Origin of the sequence: Bilophila wadsworthia ATCC 49260, from assembly GCF_000701705.1 — a bacterium.
In the GTDB taxonomy this organism is placed as follows: domain Bacteria; phylum Desulfobacterota; class Desulfovibrionia; order Desulfovibrionales; family Desulfovibrionaceae; genus Bilophila; species Bilophila wadsworthia.
The window spans coordinates 21,385-41,243 of sequence record NZ_JNJP01000016.1 but is presented as its reverse complement, the minus strand read 5'-3'; the positions used below and the strand labels follow the sequence as shown (position 1 = coordinate 41,243).

The 19,859-nt window shown below is 58.2% G+C and carries 17 protein-coding genes; 14 read left to right on the top strand and 3 right to left on the bottom strand.

Annotated elements, in window-relative coordinates:
• Positions 1-593 precede the first annotated feature (593 nt).
• The 6 genes from T370_RS0108530 (at position 594) to T370_RS25680 (ending at position 6,701) form a co-directional block, all read left to right on the top strand.
• Entirely contained in the window at positions 594-1,598 is a 1,005-nt protein-coding gene (locus T370_RS0108530; protein ID WP_005025567.1) for a TRAP transporter substrate-binding protein, read from the top strand.
• A gap of 104 nt (positions 1,599-1,702) precedes the next feature.
• Entirely contained in the window at positions 1,703-2,275 is a 573-nt protein-coding gene (locus tag T370_RS0108525) for a TRAP transporter small permease (protein WP_029435469.1), read from the top strand.
• 10 nt (positions 2,276-2,285) lie between these two features.
• Positions 2,286-3,575, top strand: coding sequence for a TRAP transporter large permease (locus tag T370_RS0108520; protein ID WP_005025570.1), 1,290 nt, complete (start codon positions 2,286-2,288; stop codon positions 3,573-3,575).
• A 304-nt stretch (positions 3,576-3,879) separates the two neighbouring features.
• On the top strand, positions 3,880-4,800 hold the full coding sequence (locus T370_RS0108515) for a DUF1848 domain-containing protein (protein ID WP_029435468.1): 921 nt from the start codon (positions 3,880-3,882) through the stop codon (positions 4,798-4,800).
• A gap of 235 nt (positions 4,801-5,035) precedes the next feature.
• Entirely contained in the window at positions 5,036-5,506 is a 471-nt protein-coding gene (locus T370_RS0108510; RefSeq protein WP_005025575.1) for a methylated-DNA--[protein]-cysteine S-methyltransferase, read from the top strand.
• Entirely contained in the window at positions 5,472-6,701 is a 1,230-nt protein-coding gene (locus tag T370_RS25680) for a DNA-3-methyladenine glycosylase family protein (RefSeq protein WP_248604238.1), read from the top strand. The genes T370_RS0108510 and T370_RS25680 overlap by 35 nt, the downstream gene beginning before the upstream one ends.
• 204 nt (positions 6,702-6,905) lie before the next feature.
• On the opposite strand, the gene T370_RS0108500 is transcribed toward T370_RS25680, so the two are convergent.
• Positions 6,906-7,682, bottom strand: coding sequence for an inositol monophosphatase family protein (locus T370_RS0108500; protein WP_029435466.1), 777 nt, complete (start codon positions 7,680-7,682; stop codon positions 6,906-6,908).
• 367 nt (positions 7,683-8,049) lie between these two features.
• A complete protein-coding gene (locus T370_RS0108495) occupies positions 8,050-8,334 on the bottom strand; it encodes a sunset domain-containing protein (RefSeq protein WP_005025582.1) in 285 nt (94 codons plus the stop codon).
• Between the two features lie 219 nt (positions 8,335-8,553).
• Here T370_RS0108495 and T370_RS0108490 point away from each other — a divergent pair, with 219 nt between their 5' ends.
• The 4 genes from T370_RS0108490 to T370_RS0108470 all read left to right on the top strand — a co-directional run bounded on the left by T370_RS0108490 (position 8,554) and on the right by T370_RS0108470 (position 14,539).
• A complete protein-coding gene (locus T370_RS0108490) occupies positions 8,554-9,510 on the top strand; it encodes a C40 family peptidase (RefSeq protein WP_029435465.1) in 957 nt (318 codons plus the stop codon).
• A gap of 277 nt (positions 9,511-9,787) precedes the next feature.
• Positions 9,788-10,900: an ABC transporter substrate-binding protein gene (locus T370_RS0108485; RefSeq protein WP_016360748.1), complete on the top strand. Its 1,113-nt coding sequence runs from the start codon at positions 9,788-9,790 to the stop codon at positions 10,898-10,900.
• Between the two features lie 687 nt (positions 10,901-11,587).
• The gene (locus T370_RS0108475) at positions 11,588-12,598 is read left to right on the top strand and encodes a TRAP transporter substrate-binding protein (RefSeq protein WP_029435463.1); all 1,011 of its coding nucleotides are present in this window, start codon (positions 11,588-11,590) and stop codon (positions 12,596-12,598) included.
• A 75-nt stretch (positions 12,599-12,673) separates the two neighbouring features.
• Positions 12,674-14,539, top strand: a complete 1,866-nt coding sequence (locus T370_RS0108470; protein ID WP_005025591.1) for a TRAP transporter large permease — start codon at positions 12,674-12,676, stop codon at positions 14,537-14,539.
• Between the two features lie 487 nt (positions 14,540-15,026).
• Here the strand turns inward: T370_RS0108470 and T370_RS0108465 are convergent, their stop codons facing one another.
• On the bottom strand, positions 15,027-15,851 hold the full coding sequence (locus tag T370_RS0108465) for an ABC transporter substrate-binding protein (protein WP_029435462.1): 825 nt from the start codon (positions 15,849-15,851) through the stop codon (positions 15,027-15,029).
• Positions 15,852-16,079: 228 nt separating this feature from the next.
• Between T370_RS0108465 and metA the strand changes: the two genes are divergently transcribed.
• From metA to T370_RS0108445, 4 genes are all read left to right on the top strand, one after another.
• The gene (metA, locus tag T370_RS0108460) at positions 16,080-17,009 is read left to right on the top strand and encodes a homoserine O-acetyltransferase MetA (protein ID WP_029435461.1); all 930 of its coding nucleotides are present in this window, start codon (positions 16,080-16,082) and stop codon (positions 17,007-17,009) included.
• 308 nt (positions 17,010-17,317) lie between these two features.
• Entirely contained in the window at positions 17,318-18,595 is a 1,278-nt protein-coding gene (locus tag T370_RS0108455) for an O-acetylhomoserine aminocarboxypropyltransferase/cysteine synthase family protein (protein WP_029435460.1), read from the top strand.
• Positions 18,596-18,631: 36 nt separating this feature from the next.
• On the top strand, positions 18,632-19,138 hold the full coding sequence (locus T370_RS0108450) for an RrF2 family transcriptional regulator (RefSeq protein ID WP_029435459.1): 507 nt from the start codon (positions 18,632-18,634) through the stop codon (positions 19,136-19,138).
• Between the two features lie 11 nt (positions 19,139-19,149).
• Positions 19,150-19,749 carry a hypothetical protein gene (locus tag T370_RS0108445; protein ID WP_005025602.1) on the top strand — a complete coding sequence of 200 codons (600 nt, stop codon included), beginning with the start codon at positions 19,150-19,152 and terminating at the stop codon, positions 19,747-19,749.
• Positions 19,750-19,859: the final 110 nt, after the last annotated feature.

Below are 19,859 nucleotides of genomic sequence, written 5' to 3'. Positions count from 1 at the left end.
ATACTCCAAAAAAGGGAACGGTCCGAAAGGATGCCGGAATTCCTGTCGATCTTGCGGGCCGCTTTGTCAACAGTCGAAACATCCGGCTGGAGGGGGGAATCCGAGGTCTCGCGGGGCAACATCCCCAAAGATTTTTTCTTTTTTATTATCCACTGAATTATTAAGAAAAATCTTGGAAAGAGCGCGAATGTTACAAAAGAATGACAAAGAAGAGGCCCGTTACTCTATTCCCAACAAAAAGATTTCAGATTAGTATAATTCTCGCTATCGAACGGGGCTTGCCTTTCGCTTCCTGATAGTTTTTATCCTCTTTCGGCTGAGGAATGACGTAAGAGAGACATGGGGGTGTCCGTCAATCCCGGCCGAACTCCGTTTATGCCGTACGCCGTTTTCACAGGGGTGAAACGGAATGGAAATGAACCGGTTCCCAGCATTGTTGTGCGTTTCCGGTTCTCAGAGTGATGTTGCGGAGGAGGGCGCACAGGCGCGAAAGGCAGGAGATCTCCCCATGCGGCACGTCAGGAATGTTTTTCCTCACGAAAACGCAGCCGGGGAGAAATGTTCACATTCGAACCGTAAAAAGGTGGAGAAACATGAAACGTGCATTGGCCTTGCTCATCGCTTGCGGTCTGTTGCTCGGCGTTACCGCGACTTCCAGCTTCGCGGCCGACAAAGTTGTCATCAAAATGGCCGGTATGAAGCCCGACGGGGAACCTGAAACCCTCGGTATGCGTAAATTCGGTGAAATCCTGAAGGAACTGTCCGGCGGCAAATACGACGTGCAGGTGTTCCCGAACAGCCAGCTCGGCAAGGAAGACGCCTACATCGCCAGCACCCGCAAGGGCATCATCCAGATGTGCGCCACCGGAACCCAGACGTCCGCCATCCAGCCTTCCATGGCCATGCTCGAAACGCCCATGCTGTTCGACGACTACGCCCACGCCCGCCGTGCCATGAACGGCGGCAAGACGTTCGAACTGATCACCAACGGCTTCACCGAAAAGTCCGGTATGCGCGTGCTGAACGCCTTCCCCCTGGGCTTCCGCCATTTCTACACCAAAAAGCCGGTGGCGACCATCGACGACATGAAGCACCTGCGTATGCGCGTGCCGAACATCCCCTTGTACATCAACTTTGCCAAGGAATGCGGCATCAGCGGCCAGCCCATGCCTTTCGCCGAAGTGACCGGCGCGCTTGATCAGGGCGTTATCGACGGCGGCGACAGCCCCCTGTCCGATATCGTGAGCATCAAGATGTACGAGACCACGCCTGAGATCACCCTCACCGGCCACCTGCTCGTCATCCACTCCCTGTACATCAACGAAAAGTTCTACCAGTCCCTGCCCGAACAGGACAAGAAGTGGATCGACGAAGCCGCCAAGCGTTCCGCCGACTACGTGTGGGATCTCGTGGAAAAGGTCGATGCGGACGCCGTGAAGACCATCACCGAAGCCGGCGGCCATGTCAGCGAACCTTCCCCCGAACTGCACAAGTTCATGCAGGACGCCGGCAAGCGCAGCTGGAAGCTTTTCTATGACACCGTCCCGAATGCCAAGGAAATCCTTGACAGCGCGGACTCTTATCGTCAGGCGAAGTAACGTTTGCGTTCTCAACAGGGCTTCCGGCGCAGGCCGGAGGCCCTTTTTTTCCCTCAAGCCCATGTCTGTCGCATGGGCCCGACCATCACGCCCAGGGGTACATCATGAGCAGTGAAAACAAACCGGTCATGCCGCCGGAACGTATAGAGGAAACCGAAACCGAGGAGGAAATCCGCCGGGAAGAAGCCGCGAAAGGCAAAGGCGAACGGGCCTTTGAAGTCTTTTGCGCCGCTATTTTCTTGGGGATGATCGGCCTCGTGTTTTTCAATGCCTTCCTGCGGTACGTGTTCCGCTCGAGCTTTGCGCCGAGTGAGGAATGGGCCCGGTTCCTTTTCATCTACATCACGTTCATCGGCGGCATTGAAGCTTTTTACCGGCACAAGCACATCGCGGTGGACATGTTCGTCAACATGATCAGCGGCGCGTCGCGCAAGGCCGTGGACATCGTCGCCTCCCTGTTCATGCTTGCGGCTCTGGTGCTGCTGCTTTTCGGCGGTATTTCCGTGGTGCTCCAGACGCTGGACACCTATTCCGTCGCTACCGACGTGAACATGGCCTTCATCAACGGGACGCTGCCCGTCATGGCCTTTGCCGTGATCATCATCCACCTGCGGGACATCGTGCGGCTGATCCGCACGCCCGCCGGCGAGTTCAACACCGCGCCCAAAACGGAATAGGGGAGAGAACATGGAACTTGTCGTCTTTTTGGTCAGCCTGTTCGGCTTCCTCGCGTTGGGCATTCCGATCGCCATCGTGCTTGTCCTGTGTTCTATGGTCCTGATGTATTACGGCGGCATGTGGGACAGCATGTTCGTCATGATCATCCCGCAGTCCATGCTGGACGGCGCGAACAACTATCCCTTGATGGCCATCCCCTTCTTCGTGTTCGCCGGTGAAATCATGACCGAAGGCGGCCTGTCGAAGCGGGTGGTCAAGCTTGCGCAGCTCATCATCGGCCGCGTCCGCGGCGGCCTCGGCTATGCCGCCATCGTGTCCAGCGTGATTTTCGCGGGTCTGATGGGCAGTTCCGTGGGCGAAGCCGCTGCCCTCGGCAGCCTGCTCCTGCCCATGATGGCGCAGGCTGGGTATAAGCCCGGCCGCGCGGGCGGCGTCATCGCCTCCGGCGCCATCCTCGGCCCCATCATCCCCCCGAGCACCAACTTTATCCTGCTCGGCGCGACCGTGGGCCTCTCCATCACCAAGCTGTTCATGATCGGTCTGGTCCCCGGCCTGATCATCGGCCTCTGCCTGATGGTCACATGGTTCTTTATCGTCCGCATTGACGGCTATAAGGAAAAGATCGAGTTCAAAAAGGGTGAAGCCTCGAAGATCGTCCGGGACGCCATGCCCGCATTCATGATGCCCGTGCTGCTGCTTGGCGGCATCCGGTTCGGCGTCTTCACGCCCACGGAAGGCGGCGCGTTCGCCTGCGTGTATGCCATTGCCGTGTGTACCCTGTATTACCGTGAGCTGACCTTCAAGGGCCTGCTCGCCGTGAGCGCCCGCGCGGCACGTACCACCTCCGTCGTCATGCTGATCGTGGCCACGGCCACGGCGGTGGGCTGGTTCATCACCTCGGCGCAAATCCCCATGCAGGTGGCGGAACTCTTCCAGCCGCTGGTGGATTCCCCGATCCTTCTGCTGCTTTCGATCAACGTCTTCCTGTTCCTTGCGGGCATGGTGATGGACCTGACGCCGAACGTGCTGATTTTCGCGCCGGTGTTCTATCCCCTGATCCAGCAGGCGGGCATCGATCCGTACTTCTTCGGGCTGCTGTTCATCCTGAACCTCGGCATCGGCGTCATCACGCCGCCCGTGGGCACGGTGCTCTATGTGGTCTGCGGCATCGGGAACATCAAGATCGGCAATCTGGTGCGGAACATGGCTCCCTTCCTTATCGTGGAAATGCTGGTGCTGTTCCTGCTTCTGTTCTTCCCCTCGCTGTCCATCGAACCCATGAAGTTCCTCATGAAGTAGCGCCGGGAAACCAGGTAACTAAAGGGCGGGCTTGCGGGCCTGCCCTTTTTTGTACGTGGGTGAGGGGAGCGGAAGAGCGGGGGAGGCCGTGCGGCGGGAGTTCCTGCCGTGCGGAAGGCGGGAGTTGTTTGGGGATGGAGGGCGGGGAGTTGGCTTTCGGGCATGGCCGCATGAAGGCGTTTTCGGTGCGTGGGGGGGAAAGGTGAAGCGTCGCGGCCCGGCGGGGCAGGTCTTCCTTGCATACACGGGATGGGGGGAGCGGTGCCCGTTGCGGAGAACCGGGAAATACGGCAAGGAAAAAGATATGCTTTTCAGCGCGAGCCGTCGTACGGATATTCCCACCTATTACTCTGAGTGGCTTTGCAATCGGCTGGAGGCGGGCAACGTATGCGTGCGCCATGATGCGCGCCGCGTCACCCGGTATGTGTTCTCCCGCGAAGCCGTGGACTGCCTTGTTTTGTGGACGAAGAACCCGCTGCCTTTGCTGGATCGGTTGGCGCTGCTGCGTGGCTGGCCTTGTGTGTTTCAATTCACGCTGACGGGGTATGGGCGTGATGTTGAGCCGGGGCTTCCGGACAAGCTGCAATTGGTCGAAGCTATGAAGCGGCTGTCGGAAGCTTTTGGGAGCGAACGGGTGATCTGGCGGTATGATCCCATCTTTTTCAGCGGGGCCTATTCCCTTTCATGGCATGTGCGCTGTTTTGATGCGCTGACGGAACGGCTTGAAGGCGTTACGCGTACGTGTGTCGTCAGTTTTCTGGATATGTACCCGAAGCTCCGCCGCCGGATACCGGCTCTTGGGCTCTGCGGGGACAGCGGGCAGGCTCGGAAGGGGTTGCTTGCCGCGTTTGCGGCGATGGCGGAGCGCAGGGGGATACGGCTTTCCCTGTGTGCGGAGGACGTGGACGTCCCCGGTGTCGTCCACGCGGGTTGCCTCAGCCGTGAGCTTGTCGAGCGGGTGGCCGGATGCCGCCTTGATGTCCGTCCCTCGCAACAGAGGGCCGGGTGCAAGTGTGTGGCGAGTGTGGATGTCGGCGTGTACGGCACCTGCGGGAACGGATGCCTCTATTGTTACGCCAACCAGGACGGCGTCCCCGTGGGGCGGGGCTCGGCGCTGCACGATCCCGCTTCGCCGCTGCTTGTAGGGAGGCTTTCCGCTGACGATGAAGTGACGGATCAACGTTGCGCCAGCCTGAAGAGCCGCCAGTTCTCCCTGCTGGGATAGAAAGGAAGACAACGGTGGAGACGGGTCTGCCGCTTTTGTTTGTGTTTCGCCAATCCGCTTTTAGTACGGACGGAGCCATTGGTTTTTGCCGGATGCCGACGGATTGAGGAAAGGCTGGAGATGGGGGAACCGGCGGTATGGCACTGGATGAAGCCGTCATTTTTGATAAAAAGGCTTTGAAGAGAGGAGCAAGACAAAGCAATCCATGCTATGTGGAAGTCATAAGGGAGCTTGTATGTTGTGTTTTCGGGAAACTGCCTTTGGGCGGGTGGGCATAGAGGACAAAGAGGGTTCCATCACGCGTCTTTATTTGCCGGGCCGGAGTGATGCCGTTTCGGAAGGTCCTGAAACGGCGCTGCTGGGCGAGGCGTTTGCGCAGTTGGAGGCGTATTTCGCCGGTCGGCGCAAAACGTTTGACCTGCCGCTGCGGTTTGATGAGGGAACGCCTTTCATGAAGCAGGTTTGGCAGGCCCTGTGCACGGTTCCCTATGCCCATACGGCAAGTTATAAAGATATCGCCGAAGCCGTCGGCAATCCGAAGGCCTGCCGGGCCGTGGGCATGGCGAACAACAGGAACCCCATTGCGATCATTGTCCCTTGCCATCGTATCATAGGCAGCACCGGTGCGCTTGTCGGCTACGGCGGCGGATTGGGTATGAAGGAACGTTTGCTTGAGCTGGAGCGTAGATATGGCCCCGCTGACTGAGCCGGCGTTCGCCCGGTTGCGTTCAGTGGACCCGGTGCTGGCCGAAGCCGCTGGTGATGCCGCTTTCGAGTTGGAAACGGATCTGTTCGCGGCGCTGGCAAAGGGGATCATGGAAAAGGGGGCATCCGATGCGTTCCCGTTCGCGTGGGCATCGTTGGCCGCACAGATTGGGGAGGTTTCCCCCGAGCGCGTGCTTGAGGCAGGATCGGCGTTGGAGGCCTTCGGGAAGAAAACGGCGAATGCATTGCTCGGCGCGGCGAAGGCGGTTCGCTCGGGAAAGATCGGCATGGAGCGCCTTGCCGCCCTGCCCGACGACGAGGCGGTGGGTGCCTTGTGTTCGCTGCGGTGCGTGGATGTGCGCCTTGCCGTGCGCGTATTGATCGGAGTGTTGCGGCGTCCCGGCGTCCTGCGGTTCGACGACGAGGCTGTGCGGAGTGGCCTGATGCGGGTACATGGGCCGCGAAGCTGCACGCAGGAAGGTTTTGAGGCGTTTCGGGCCCGCCACGCGCCGTTCGGCTCGGCGGCGACGCTGTGCCTTTGGGAGAGCGAGGAGCGGCTGCGTCCCGTGTTCCCATGCGGCGGGGAGGCGCTCGACGCGCTGAAGCGCCGGGACAAACGGCTTGGGCGGGTGATCGAGCGGCTTGGACCGATACGGCGCGGGGTGGAGCCGGATCTGTTTACGGCTCTCGTCGACAGCGTGATTGCACAGCAGATTTCCGGAAGGGCCGCGCAGACGATTTCCGACCGGCTGCACATTTTGGTGGGGAACTTTACGCCGCAAGGCCTTGCGGAGGCTGACCCCTCACAGATCCAGCAGTGTGGCCTCAGTCAGCGTAAAGTTGGATATATACAGGGGATCGCCCGAGAAGTCGCCTCCGGTGCTCTGGATCTGGAGGCCCTGCGCCATGCCCCCGATGAAGAATTGATCCGGAAGCTTTCGGCCCTCAACGGCATCGGCGTGTGGACGGCGGAAATGCTCATGATTTTTTCGTTGTGCCGTCCGGACGTGCTCAGTTGGGGCGATCTGGGCATCCGGCGGGGCATGGCGTTGCTCTACGGGGACAGGGAGTTGACGCGGGAGCGCTTTGAGCGCCGCCGCAAGCGCTATTCCCCGTACGGGTCGGTCGTTTCGCTGTATCTCTGGTCGATTGCGGGCATGGAGGAAGCCTTGGCGGTAAAGCTCCCCAGAGGCTGATGCGTTCCGCTTTACGGAGAACGGGCACGGGATTGGCGTGGGGAACGTGTCTGGAGTTGTTCCGCGTTTCCTCTCCGCGTCCTGTTGTTTGAGCGCGCGGCCCCGTTGCGCCGTATGAGGTTGGCCGTAGCCACGGAGTGGCTAGGGACGGGAGAGGGGCTCCATTATCTGGCTCGGGCCGCCTCTCCTTGTTCCGTACTTGGATTACCGGATCATTTTTCCGATGAGTTCATGCATGGCCTTGTTTCCGGCGAGGATCGACCAGCGCAGATCAAAGGGCGAGCCGTCCAGATTGGAAATGCTGCCCCCGGCCTCGGTGACGAGCAGCGCGCCTGCGGCCATGTCCCACGGTTTGAGTTCGTCTTCATAAAAAGCGTCGAAGCGCCCGCAGGCCGTCCATGCGAGATCCAGTGCTGCGGCCCCGCAACGCCGTACCCCTTGGCAAGAAGACAGCACAGGACGCATTCGCTCCAGAATTTCATCCACGCGGCTGGCGATTTCATAAGGAAAACCGGTGGCTACAAGGGCATTCTCGCAGGCCGTCACGGATGAGACGCTGATGCGTTCCCCGTTGCGCCATGCCCCTTTCCCCTTTTCCGCAATAAAGCATTCGCGGAGCAGCGGCGCGTTGACGATGCCGAGCACAATTTCCCCGTTCAGGCGGTAGGCCACGGACGTGACGGTCAGGGGCAGGCCGTGGGCAAAATTGGTTGTGCCGTCCACGGGATCGATGATCCAGCAGGTATCCGGCAGGCTCAGATCTTCCGCGCTCTCTTCAGCGAGGAATCCGGCCTGGGGCGCCAGGGTTGCAAGGCGTTCTTTCAGGAATGCCTCCACAGCGATATCGGTTTCCGTTACGAGATCGATGCGCCCCTTATGGCGGATAGTGTGGGGATGGGCATGATTGGCGCCGATGATGGCGCCGCTTTCCTTGACGACGGCAAGGGCCTGCAAGGCCAATGATGAAAGCTGTTCTGTCATGATGCTGAACGATCCGAAAAAAGTTGAAGAGACAGGAGGGAAGGTACGCCGGAACCGTCCGGATCGGAAGGACCTAGAGAGGGGTGGCGGCTCTCAGTGACGGTTTTCCTCAAAGAAACAGGCCGCTGAGGAGAGAGCCCCGCGCCGTGAGCGCGGGGATTTTCCCTATCCGGAGAGAGGAACGGCCAAGGGGTCCGCTTTGAAATGTCGTATCCAAAGGCAAGTTGCGCCGGAAAAGGCCGCGAACAGGGCGATACGCATGAAAGGCTTTGCAGGGAGGGCCCGCGCTGGCAGGTTTGGGGAAGAGGAGAAACGTGGTCTGCCTTTATCCGGACTCCTCCCCAGTACCCCTGCAAACTTCCAAAGCCTATCTGCCCTCGCGGGCCAAACAGCGTTTGCAGGGTTTGTATCCGTTGCTGCGGGCCTCTTCCGCGGATTTGAAACGCACCGTGCAGGCCTTGCAGTTGAAGTAACGGCAGCCGGATACGTGAAAGATCCGCGTCTTGGCGTTGCCGCTGTAGGAAGACGTGGCGGCGGTTTGGACGGGGACAGCCGCTTCTTTTGCTGGTTGGGCCGGAGCGGCGAAGGCCGGAGCCGTGAGCAGGAGTGCGGCGGCCAAAGAAGGAATGATTGCGGATAAGCAGGATCGCATGGAGCCTCCCTGGGTTTGACGATGGCATGTGTGTTCTTTTGTCAGAAAAATAAGAGACAGGGAAGAAGGATTGTGCTTAGTCTCTCGCCGGAGTGGCGTGTGGCCGTGAAAGCGCTGGAAGCGTGCCGGAAAACGAGACCCGAAAACATGTTATTCCGTGGATATCGTTATGAAAAAACGCATATTGACAAGTATTGAAAAATTTTCTAGCCTCGCCCAATGAACATACCTAGTATCAAAATACGCGCTGGCCTGTGGCTTTTGTTGTTGACGGGCCTTATTCTCGTGGGGTGTGCTCCCAAACAGCGGGCGGTCGATGATTCGTTTGCCTTTGGGAACGACTACGAGAATCTGACTGGGCCCGATCGTTCGACCATGACCCCGGAAGAGCGTTTTGCCTACGATTACCGTTCGGCGGCGGTGGCGCGTATGCGGGACGAGGGCGTTCCTCTCTCGAACGTGCATCTTGTCGAGCGCGCCAAGACGGCTATCGGTACGCCGTATGTTCGCGGCGGGACCAGCATGTCGGGGTTCGACTGCTCGGGTTTCGTGCAATGGGCCTATAAAAGCGTCGGGGTTTCGCTCCCGCGTACCGCGCGGGAACAGTCCGTGCTGGGTACGCCTATTGATTCCGATGAAATGGAAGCCGGAGATATCGTGGCTTTCAGGCATCCCCGGCGTGGGTATCATACGGGTATATACGTTGGGGACGGCAAGTTCATCCACAGCCCCCGGCGCGGCAAGAGCGTGGAGATCACCTCGCTCAGCGATCCTTATTTCAGTTCGACGTTCCTCGGCGCCCGCCGTGTGAGCATTTCGGAATCCGATGCCGAAGCCGCGCAGAAACTGATGGCGCTGTATGAATCCCGCTCTTCCCGGCTTCACCGGACGGCTTCCGACGCGGCGCTTTCGCAGAGCAAGGCCAAGCACGTCGTTTCCAAATCGCAGAAAAAGGGCAAGCAGACGCTTTCGTCCAGCCGGTCCAGCTCGAAACACAAGGCTGTTTCCAGCAAAAAGCGGACGACGGTAGCCTCGAAGAAGGCGACGAGTAAGAATTCCGTGGCAAGCAGCAAGAAGCCTTCCTCAAAGAAACAGGTTGCCCAGAAGCGTTCTTCACAGAAGAAAAGCACTTCTGTAGCGCAAAAGAAATCTACCTCCAAGGCAAAGTCCAAATAGTGTTTTGCTGTTGCTGAAGCGATATGTTGAGAAAGCCCCGATTCGTTCGGGGCTTTTTTTTGCTGTCGGGCATGGAGGGGCCCTTGCTGTGGAACCTGTTGAAGAACAGAAAAAAACACGATAGAGCAGGATAAAGCTGAGATACGTTTAGAGTGCCGGAAAAGTCCCCGCAAGGGGCCTGAGAAGGCGCTGAGGCCGCTTTGGCAATGCGGAAAGGGGTACTGGGGCGGCGCGGAGGTGCGTTGCCTGTATGGTATTCATATTGAGGAGGGCATATATGAAACGCTTTTCGAAGATGCTGGGGGCATTTGCCCTTTGTATGGGGTTGTTGGCCAGTCCTGTGCAGGCTGAAAAATTTGTGGTGGGATTTCAGCCGTATGATACGATTTCCTATCAAGCGATCATCAACGCCGAACTGGGGCTTTGGAAGAAATATACGCCCGAAGGGACGGAAATCGAGTTTCACCCCGCTGTGCAGGGGACGGTCGTCGCCAGCAACATGCTGGCTGACAGGGCGCAGATCGGCTATATGAGCATCATGCCGGCCGCCGTGCTGTGCGTGCGCGCCAAGGGCAAGGTCAAGATGGTGTCCACGACGGACATGTCCGAAGGGACCCGCTGCTCGCTCATCTTAGTGCGCAAAGACGCGCCGGACTTCAAGGACAACGAAGCGTTGGCCCGCTGGCTTGACGGGAAGGTCATTGCCGCTCCCAAGGGCAGCGCCTCGGACCAGTATATGCGCCGTTTTTTTGAGAAGTATAAGGTGAAGCCCGCTGAATACCTGAACCAGACCATTGAAGTCATCTCCACGAATTTCCGTGCGGGCAAGCTTGATGCGGCGTCGCTTTGGGAGCCTACGCTTTCCGGGCTGGCTTCCGAGGTCGGCGAAGGCGTGGGGAAGATTGTCGCCGATGGGTCCGCCTGTGACAACGAGGACCTCGGCATAGTGGTCATGCGTTCTGATTTCATGGAGAAACATCCCAAGGTCGCCGAAGGCTATTTGCGTTCGGATCTGGAAGCCCAGTTGTTCATGCTGAACCCCGACAATTGGGAACAGGTCATCAATATGGTTTCCCAGTACGCCACCGGCGTTCCCAAGCGGGTGCTGTGGTATTCCGTATTCGGCAAGGTTCCGGCCAACTCTCCCAACCTTGTCCGCGAGTGGATGAACTTCTACTTTGGGGAGCGCGAGAAGGCGAACATCGATGAAGTGGTGGCTTTCCTCCACCAAGAAGGGATCATCAGTGTCGACAAGCTTCCCGAAGGGACCGTGGACGACAGCCTGACCCGGAAAGTATTTAAGGCATCAGGCCATAAGCCTGTCGCTCCGGGCGCGGCTCTTGGCGTCATTGAGGGAAGGAGCGCGGCGGATTGCCCTTTTAAGGATTAGTTGCTGCTAAGCCCACGAACACTGAAGGCCCATCGGCATTCGCTATGCCGATGGGCCTTTTATTTTGTCCTTATAGGATGTTGCAGGAGGGGAATGCTTTTTGTGATGCGCCGTTTGTTCTTTTTGTTGCAATTAGGGCATGATTTTCCCCCTAAAAAATGAGGGTATCCATGAGGGCGCGGAACCCATGAAGCCCCTGATGAAGACTGTGTTTTTTATATCACGCTGGAATAAAATAGATAATGTGCTTCTGGAACAGCAAAGTGAGAAAAAGGGGATGCCGAAAAGTGTGAAAAAATGCCGTTTCAGGGCGTTTATGGTAGAGAAAAGGCATAATTTCACAATTTTTTTTAAAATATTTTTTTGATATCGTAATATATTGGAATCATAATTTCTTTTAGTGAGTATACTCCCTAAGAGTATAAAGTCGACATTCATTTTTTGAGTACGCATATGAAGTATTTTAATGTTTTCAATATGTTCCGGAATGGTCAGACAATACACCAAAATCACTTATAAACTGTGGAAAGTAGACATTTGAGGTACGCCGGAAAAAACTGATCGCGTACTCAACTCTGGTACATTTTTTGATAAATGAGGGGGGCTTCCCTTTTTTTCTATGGCTGGTGTACAACAAGCATCATACCCGTTGGCGGGAATACTTTTTTTCACGTAAGGAGACGTGTGATGAAAAAAGTACTGTACACCGTAGCTGCCCTTTTGGCTTCCTCATGCATGGTCCTCGGCATGGCCAATAATGCGCGAGCTGAAAAACCGCTTACCCTGCGCCTTGGCCACCCTATGGCTCCGGGCAACAACGTGACTGTCGGCTATGAGAAGTTCAAGGAGCTTGTCGAAAAGAAGAGCAACAAGAAGATCCGCATCCAGCTCTTCCCCAACTGCCAGCTCGGCAGCGACCGCGTGACTACGGAAGCCGCCCAAGCCGGGACGCTGGATATGTCCTCCAGCTCCACGCCGAACCTCGCGAGTTTCTCGAAATCCTACATGGCTATCGACCTTCCCTATGTGACCTCTCCCGCCAATCAGGAAAAGCTTTACAAGGCTCTTGACGACGGCGAACTTGGCAAGGCCCTCGACAAAGTTTCCGAAAGCATCGGCCTGAAGACCATCATGTTCAGCGAATTCGGTTACCGCAACTTCGTGTCCTCCAAGAAGCCCCTCAAGGAAGTCAAGGATCTTATGAACCTGAAGGTTCGTACGACCGACTCGCCCGTAGAAGTGGCCGTGGCCACCGAGCTGGGCATGAACCCCGCTCCCGTGGCGTGGGGTGAAACCTACACCGCCATCCAGCAGGGCACCGTCGACGCCGAAGGCAACACCTTCTCGCTGCTGAACGACGCCAAGCACACCGAAGTCCTCAAGTACGCCATGGACTCCGAGCACAACTATTCCATGCACATCCTGCTGATGAACAAGAAAAAGTGGGACAGCCTGACCCCCGAACAGCAGCAGATCATCACTGAAGCGGCGAAGGAAGCCACCGTATGGCAGCGCGCCGAATCCGTGAAGCTCGAAAAGAAGGCTTGGGACGCGTTCAAGGCCAAGGGCATCGAAATCACGATGCTGACGCCCGAACAGCGCAAGGAACTGTATGACAGGACCGCTCCCGTGCGTGAACAGTTCGCCAAGGAAATCCCGGCCGAATTGCTGCAGCTGATCGCCGATACCCAGAAGTAAGTCCTTTGATGCTCGGCCTGCGGCATGTTCTTGCCGCAGGCCGGCTCTTTTTCTCTTACACCACAGGAATCTCGCATGGAAAAGACCAACGCTTCCAAGCAGGGCGTACTGCACTGGCTCGACGAAAACTTTGAGAAGATGTTCCTCGTCACCGGCCTGCTGTCCATTACCCTGTTCATCACATGGCAGGTTATTTACCGTTACATCATCACGCAGTTCATTGAGCGCGCCGGTGCCGCCGTATGGACTGAAGAGCTTTCCCGCTACATCTTTATTTGGATTTCCTACCTCGCCCTGAGCGTCGCCATCAAAAAGCGTTCGTCCATCCGGGTGGACATGCTCTACGATCATCTGCCCCCGCGCTTGCAGCAGATCAGCTGGATCGTGGTCGAGGTGCTGTTCTTCATCCTGACGGCCACCATCGCCTACTACGGCTGGGGCCAGATCGAACGGCTGCAGGAATACCCGCAGCATACCACGGCCCTGCGCATCCCCTTCCTCATCCCTTATCTGATCCTGCCTTTCGGCTTCGGGCTCATGTGTTTCCGCCTGCTCCAGTCTCTCTACAAGCAAGTCAAGGTTTGCGGGTTGGTGGATACCCTGATCGGCCTCATAGCGGTTTTCGTCATCGCTTCGCCGGTCATTTTCTGTGACTACATCGAACCGCTGCCCGCGTTGTTCGGTTATTTCATCGTGCTGTGCGCCATCGGCGTGCCCGTGGCCATCAGCCTCGGCCTGTCCACGCTGGCGACCATCATCTGCGCGGACACCCTCCCTATCGAATACATGGCTCAGGTGGCCTTTACGTCCATCGACAGCTTCCCCATTATGGCTATCCCGTTCTTTATCGCGGCGGGTGTATTCATGGGCGCGGGCGGGCTTTCCCACCGTCTGCTGTCCCTTGCTGACGAAATCGTCGGCGGCACCTATGGCGGTATCGGCCTCACCGCCATTGTGACCTGCATGTTCTTCGGCGCGATCTCCGGTTCCGGCCCCGCCACCGTGGCGGCCATCGGCGCGCTCACCATCCCCGCGATGGTGGAGCGCGGTTACGACAAGTATTTTTCCGCCGCCCTCGTTGCGGCCGCCGGTTGCGTGGGCGTCATGATCCCTCCGAGCAACCCCTTTGTGGTGTACGGCATTTCCGCGCAGGTCTCCATCGGCGACCTGTTCATGAGCGGTATCGTGCCCGGCATCATGGTGGGCATCGTGCTTATGAGCTACTGTTATTGGTATTCCCGCAAGAAGGGGTGGCGCGGTCAGGAAAAGGTCCGCAATGCACGGACCCTCATGCACGCGGCTTGGGACGCCAAGTGGGCGCTCATGGTTCCGGTCATCGTGCTCGGCGGCATCTACGGCGGCATCATGACCCCGACCGAAGCCGCGGCCATCGCCGCCTTCTACGGTCTGATCGTGGGCCTGTTCCTGTATAAGGAAATGGATTTCAAGTGCCTTATCAACTCGTGCATTGAGTCCTGCGAGACTTCCGCCGTCATTATCGTGCTGATGGCCATGGCGACCCTGTTCGGGAACATCATGACCATCGAAGACGTGCCCGGCACTGTGGCCCGGGCCATCCTGAGCTTCTCCGAGAACAAGATCGTCATCCTGATGCTCATCAACGTGCTTTTGCTCATCGTCGGCACGTTCATGGAAGCGTTGGCGGCTATCGTTATCCTCGTTCCCATCCTGCTGCCCATCGTGACGGGCGTGGGCGTATCGCCGCTGCACTTCGGCGTCATCATTGTGGTCAACCTTGCCATCGGCTTCATCACGCCGCCCGTGGGTGTAAACCTCTTCGTGGCCAGCGGCGTCGCCAAGGCGAAGCTCGAGAACATCGCCAGTCAGGCTCTGCCCATGATCGCCCTGATGCTTATCGTCCTGCTCATTTGTACCTATATCCCTGAAGTTCCGCTGATTCTGGTGGGCGGCCCCCACTAAGCGTTTCTCTGGCAGTTTTACCTGTGGAAAAAGGGAGTCCCTTGCGGGGGCTCCCTTTTTTTGTGCGTGGAGGGGGGAGGAGAGGGAGAGCGGGGGAGGGAAACTTTCTGAGAGAAGCTTCCCTCTTCCCTACCCCGGCCCCCTCCTATCTCCTTTCAAAGGCTTTTGACTGGTGGGGAGGCCGCGCGACGGGAGTTCGGTTCAGCGGAAAGGAAGAAGATCAGGGGGATACACGGAAAATGGAACAGTTCCGTTTTGAAATGTTCCAAGGCCGAGAACCCCGTTCTCCATGAAATGTGTCTTTGAAGAGAAAGGGGCTTCAAGGGATGCGGGGGAAGGGATTCGGTAAGTATAAACGCTTGGCGGAAAGAGAGGGGCGCACTGGCGGAATTGGGGAAGGGAGGGAAAGCGTGGGGGGCTCCCCCCTTCCTTCAGAAGGCTTTTCTCTCCTTTCCCCGATGCTCCGCCCATTCAAAATCAATCGAGGCTATTTTCCGGCCTTGGCGTTGGGGAAGAAGAGTTGCTTGCCTTCAAGCTGGAAGCTGGCGATGGCCTTCTGGGTATTGGGGCTGATCCACCAGTTGATGAACTTCTTGGCGGCTTCCTGCTTGACCTTCGGGCACTTGGCGGGGTTGACCATCATGACGCTGTACTGGTTCAGGAGGGCCTTGTCGCCTTCGACGAGGATCTTCAGGGGCGCATCGCCCTTGGCGGCGGCATTGTACTTGATGTAGGTGCCGCGGTCGGTCACGGTGTAGCCGTCTTTTTCGGCGGCGATGCGGATGGTGGCCATCATGCCCTGGCCGGCGTCAATGTACCACGTGGCGTCCTTGCCGGGCACTTCCATGCCGGCGACTTTCCACAGCTGCTTTTCGGTGTTGTGCGTGCCGAAGTTGTCGCCGCGGCTCACGAAGGGGATCTTCTTTTCGGCGAAGGTCTTCAGGGCGGTGGGGATGTCTTTGCCCTTGACGCCGGCCGGGTCGGCGGCGGGTCCGATCAGCACGAAGTCGTTGTACATCACCTGATGGCGGTCCACGCCGAAGCCGTCGGCCACGAACTTTTCCTCAAGGGCGGGGGCGTGTACGAGCAGCACGTCGACGTCGCAGTCCTTGCCGTGGGCGAGGGCTTTGCCCGTGCCTACGGAAATCCATTTCAGATCGATGCCCGTGTCCTTTTTGAAGATGGGCTGGAGATATTCCAGAAGGCCGGTATCCTGCGTGCTGGTGGTGGTCGCCATCATCAAGGTTTCGGCGTTGGCCATCTGGGGCAGCAGCAGAAGGGAAAGGACGAGGAAAGCTCTGAGCAGACGCATTGAAAAACGCTCCTTACAAAAGGTTGTGCCTTACGGCAGACACGAATTTGAATATAATCGTTCCGAGTATGCTCCGCCTTGCATATAAAATCAAGGAGGGTGCGTAACGGGATTGCCAAGTTTGGCAAATAGGGTAGAAATCGGCGACCGATTGCCCGGCTTGACAGAATCCATATCAATTGAGTAGGGAAGTCGGCGTACCTTTATCGCCGCGAAGGAGTGTTTCCCGTGCCCATTAAGATTCCTGAAGATTTGCCTGCCCGCCCGATACTGGAAGGCGAAAACATTTTTGTCATGACGGAAGGCCGCGCCAACCGTCAGGACATCCGGCCTCTGGAGATTGCCATCGTTAACCTGATGCCGACCAAGATCGCCACGGAAACGCAGTTGCTGCGCCTGCTCGGCAATACGCCCCTGCAAGTGAACGTGACGCTTCTGCGGGCTGAGGGGCACGAATCCAAAAATACCGCGCCGCAGCATCTTGAGCGTTTCTATAAGACGTTTTCTCAGGTGCGCGACAGCTCGTTCGACGGCATGATCATCACCGGCGCGCCGGTGGAACAGCTCGCCTTTGAGGAAGTCGACTACTGGGACGAGCTCGTCGGCATCATGGACTATGCGAAAAAGCACGTGCACGCTACGTTGTATATATGTTGGGGAGCGCAAGCGGGTCTGTACCATCATTACGGCATCCCGAAGTACGGGCTTCCGCGCAAGCTTTCCGGTATTTTCAGCCACACCATCAATGATCCCACGAATCAGCTGTTCCGGGGATTCGACGATGTGTTCCATGCGCCGCATTCCCGGCACACTGAGGTCCGGGGCGAAGACATTGCCAAGATCCCCACGCTGGAGATTCTGGCCGAGTCGGATGAGGCCGGGGTGCTTGTGGCCGGTACGCTCGACGGGCGGAGCATGTTCATCACAGGGCATCTTGAGTACGACCGGGATACGCTGGATGCGGAGTATCGGCGGGATGTGGCCAAGGGGATGGAGATCGCGCCTCCGGCACATTACTACCCCGGTGACGATGCGACACGGCCCCCGCTGGTCAGCTGGCGGGCCCATGCCCATTTGTTCTATTCCAACTGGTTGAACTATTGCGTGTATCAGGCGACGCCATACCGCCTTGACGATATCCCCACAGACAGGGATTAAGTCCGCCCTCGGAAAAAAACGGGGCATTCACGCTGGGGTACGGGATAGGCTTGACGCTTCGGCGTCCCATATGCGGAATCAGTGAAAGGCGCTGCGCGGAGTGTTTCCGAGCCGGGGGCTCCGGGGGCGGCTGGATGCGGAAACGGCTTTCAGGCCGGGACGCATCCGAAGCCATTTGAGGAATAGGTACGGAGATCCTCTCCAAGGGGAGGATGCCGCCCGGTATGCGCGGGGGCCCGGGGAGGGCCGCCTCAGGACATTTTCCCGAAACGACGGTTCCGGCCTTGTGCCGGGTACGGAGGACAATAATGCCTATCCGTTTTGAAACGCTCGCCGTTCATGGCGGGCAACATCCTGATCCTACGACGCTGTCGAGGGGAGTCCCGGTCTACCGGACCAGCAGCTACCTCTTCAAGAGCGCGGAGCACGCCGCCAAACTTTTTGGCCTTGCCGAACAGGGGAATGTCTACGGGCGGCTCGGCAACCCCACGCAGGCCATGCTGGAAGAACGTATGAGCCTGTTGGAGGGCGGTGTCGGGGCGTTGGCTTCGGCGTCGGGTACGTCCGCCATTTTTTCGACGATCGTCAATCTGGCGAAGCAGGGGGACGAAATCGTCTCGGCGAACAACCTGTACGGCGGAACGTTCACCCTGTTCAACGACATCCTGCCCCAGTTCGGGATCACCACACGCTTCGTGAAGCCGCAGGATTTTGACAAGATGGAAGCCGCCGTCAACGGGCGGACGCGCGCCTTGTACGTGGAGGCCATCGGCAACCCCGCGCTGGACGTCGCGGATCTGGATGCGGTATCCGCCATCGCCAAGCGGCATGGGCTGCCCCTGGTTGTGGACGCGACCTTCGCCACGCCGTATCTGCTTCGGCCTTTTGAGCATGGTGCTGATATTGTAGTGCATTCATTGACGAAATGGCTTGGGGGGCACGGCACGGCTCTCGGCGGCATCGTCGTGGACGGCGGTACATTTGACTGGACGGACAGCCGTTTCTCTCTGTACGTCGAGCCCGATGCCAGTTATCATTACTTGCGATGGGGATATGATCTGCCGGAAGGGTATCCGCCGTTCATCACGCGGATGCGGCTGGTCCCCCTGCGGAATCTTGGGGCCTGCATTTCGCCGGACAATGCGTGGATGATCCTGCAGGGGCTGGAAACCCTGCCGCTGCGCATGGAGCGGCACTGCGCCAATGCGCTGAAGGTCGCCTATCATCTCAAGCAGCACCCGAAAGTGGCGTGGGTCCGCTATCCGGGGCTGCCCGACGATCCCGCCCATGCCGCGGCTTGCCGTATGCTGCGCAACGGGTTCGGGGGCATGGTCGTTTTCGGGATTCAGGGAGGCCAGCCTGCTGGCCAGCGGTTCATCGAAAAACTCGGCCTCTTTTCGCATCTCGCCAACGTGGGCGATGCCAAGAGCCTTGCGCTCCATCCAGCGAGCACAAGTCACGCGCAGCTCAGCGAAGAACAGCAGCGTGACGCGGGATTGCCGCCGGAACTGATCCGGTTGTCCATCGGTATCGAACACATCGACGACATTCTTGAGGATCTCGATCAGGCTCTTGGAGAGATCTGAGCCGATCCGGAGGGTGTGGTCCTTTAGGGGGAAAGCATGCGTTATTCGACTCGCACCCGATACGGGCTCCGTTTTTTGATCAATTTGGCGGGACGGCCTGCGGGGTCCTGTGTCCAGTTGGCGGAAATCGCCCGCGAGGAAGGCGTTTCCGTCAAGTATCTCGAGCAGATCGTACGCGTCTTGCGCCCTGCGGGTATTTTGCGTTCCGCACGCGGGGCCAAGGGAGGGTATGCGCTTGCGAAATCCCCGGACGCCATCCGTATGGACGAGGTCTTCGAGCGTTTGGAAGGGCACATTTCTCCGGTGGAATGCCTGCACGGGGCAAAAAGCTGCGAACGGGAAGGCGTCTGCCCCACAAGATGGTTCTGGCGGGAGCTGGATGATCACATGCGGATGTTTCTCAAGGGCATGACGCTCGCCCGTTTTGTCGAGCGGGAACGGGCCCTGAAAACGGAAAAAGGCACTTTTCCTGTGGATATGGATGGTCCGGCGTGCTTTCATGCGTTGCATCGGACGCCGCCGGAGGGCGGGGGGAACGCATGACGGAGCGGAAAATGAAAGACGGATTCTGGATGCTGCTGTGCGCGGCCTGTCTCTTGCTGTCGGCGCGGTCCGTGCAGGCGCGGGAACTGACGGCGTTGGATATTTTTGCCCAGTTGCCGATCACCTTGTTTGAAAATACGCCGGAAGGCCTTTCCGAAGATGAAAAGCTCCGGCTGATCGAGCAGGGGGCAAGCGAATTTTGGGAGGTGGAGCGGTTCGACGCCGATCGCCTCGTACTGGTATCGCGGCCTTTTGGCGAGACGCGGGTGGGGCTGCGTGTCTTCCGGGGAGGGGACAGGCTGCTTGCCGCACTAGGGACGGACGGGGGCGCCATGTGCGCCCTTGAGCTCTGGCAGGAAGACGCCACCGGTGGATTCGTGCCGGCCAATCCGCCGGATGACCCGCAGCTTTCCGATTTTTTGGCCTCAGGGCAGCGGCTTGCGGCGGATGTTTCCCCGGCGTTCATGTTCTGCCTTGAAGATGACGGATTGGATGTACGGCCGCTCTTCTGGGGGCCTGCGGGCCTCGTCGACGTGCCTGTAGCCAAATCTGTGCGTTATATCTGGAAGTCGGGGGCGTTTGAAAAAACGGTGTCCGGCAAGCCCGAATAGCTTGTGCTGCGGGGATTTCCGTACTTGCCAAGCTTGGATAGACGCTATAGTATATGGATTTTGTGGCCCTAGCCGTAATTATGGGCCTTCTTTCACTATGTCTTTAACCC

What these genes read in the sequence shown, in the direction of transcription:
- T370_RS0108530 (WP_005025567.1), top strand. Translation starts at nt 594, where the DNA reads ATGAAACGTGCATTGGCCTTGCTCATCGCTTGCGGTCTGTTGCTCGGC.
- T370_RS0108525 (WP_029435469.1), top strand. Translation starts at nt 1,703, where the DNA reads ATGAGCAGTGAAAACAAACCGGTCATGCCGCCGGAACGTATAGAGGAA.
- T370_RS0108520 (WP_005025570.1), top strand. Translation starts at nt 2,286, where the DNA reads ATGGAACTTGTCGTCTTTTTGGTCAGCCTGTTCGGCTTCCTCGCGTTG.
- T370_RS0108515 (WP_029435468.1), top strand. Translation starts at nt 3,880, where the DNA reads ATGCTTTTCAGCGCGAGCCGTCGTACGGATATTCCCACCTATTACTCT.
- T370_RS0108510 (WP_005025575.1), top strand. Translation starts at nt 5,036, where the DNA reads ATGTTGTGTTTTCGGGAAACTGCCTTTGGGCGGGTGGGCATAGAGGAC.
- T370_RS0108500 (WP_029435466.1), bottom strand. Translation starts at nt 7,682, where the DNA reads ATGACAGAACAGCTTTCATCATTGGCCTTGCAGGCCCTTGCCGTCGTC.
- T370_RS0108495 (WP_005025582.1), bottom strand. Translation starts at nt 8,334, where the DNA reads ATGCGATCCTGCTTATCCGCAATCATTCCTTCTTTGGCCGCCGCACTC.
- T370_RS0108490 (WP_029435465.1), top strand. Translation starts at nt 8,554, where the DNA reads ATGAACATACCTAGTATCAAAATACGCGCTGGCCTGTGGCTTTTGTTG.
- T370_RS0108485 (WP_016360748.1), top strand. Translation starts at nt 9,788, where the DNA reads ATGAAACGCTTTTCGAAGATGCTGGGGGCATTTGCCCTTTGTATGGGG.
- T370_RS0108475 (WP_029435463.1), top strand. Translation starts at nt 11,588, where the DNA reads ATGAAAAAAGTACTGTACACCGTAGCTGCCCTTTTGGCTTCCTCATGC.
- T370_RS0108470 (WP_005025591.1), top strand. Translation starts at nt 12,674, where the DNA reads ATGGAAAAGACCAACGCTTCCAAGCAGGGCGTACTGCACTGGCTCGAC.
- T370_RS0108465 (WP_029435462.1), bottom strand. Translation starts at nt 15,851, where the DNA reads ATGCGTCTGCTCAGAGCTTTCCTCGTCCTTTCCCTTCTGCTGCTGCCC.
- T370_RS0108455 (WP_029435460.1), top strand. Translation starts at nt 17,318, where the DNA reads ATGCCTATCCGTTTTGAAACGCTCGCCGTTCATGGCGGGCAACATCCT.
- T370_RS0108450 (WP_029435459.1), top strand. Translation starts at nt 18,632, where the DNA reads ATGCGTTATTCGACTCGCACCCGATACGGGCTCCGTTTTTTGATCAAT.
- T370_RS0108445 (WP_005025602.1), top strand. Translation starts at nt 19,150, where the DNA reads ATGAAAGACGGATTCTGGATGCTGCTGTGCGCGGCCTGTCTCTTGCTG.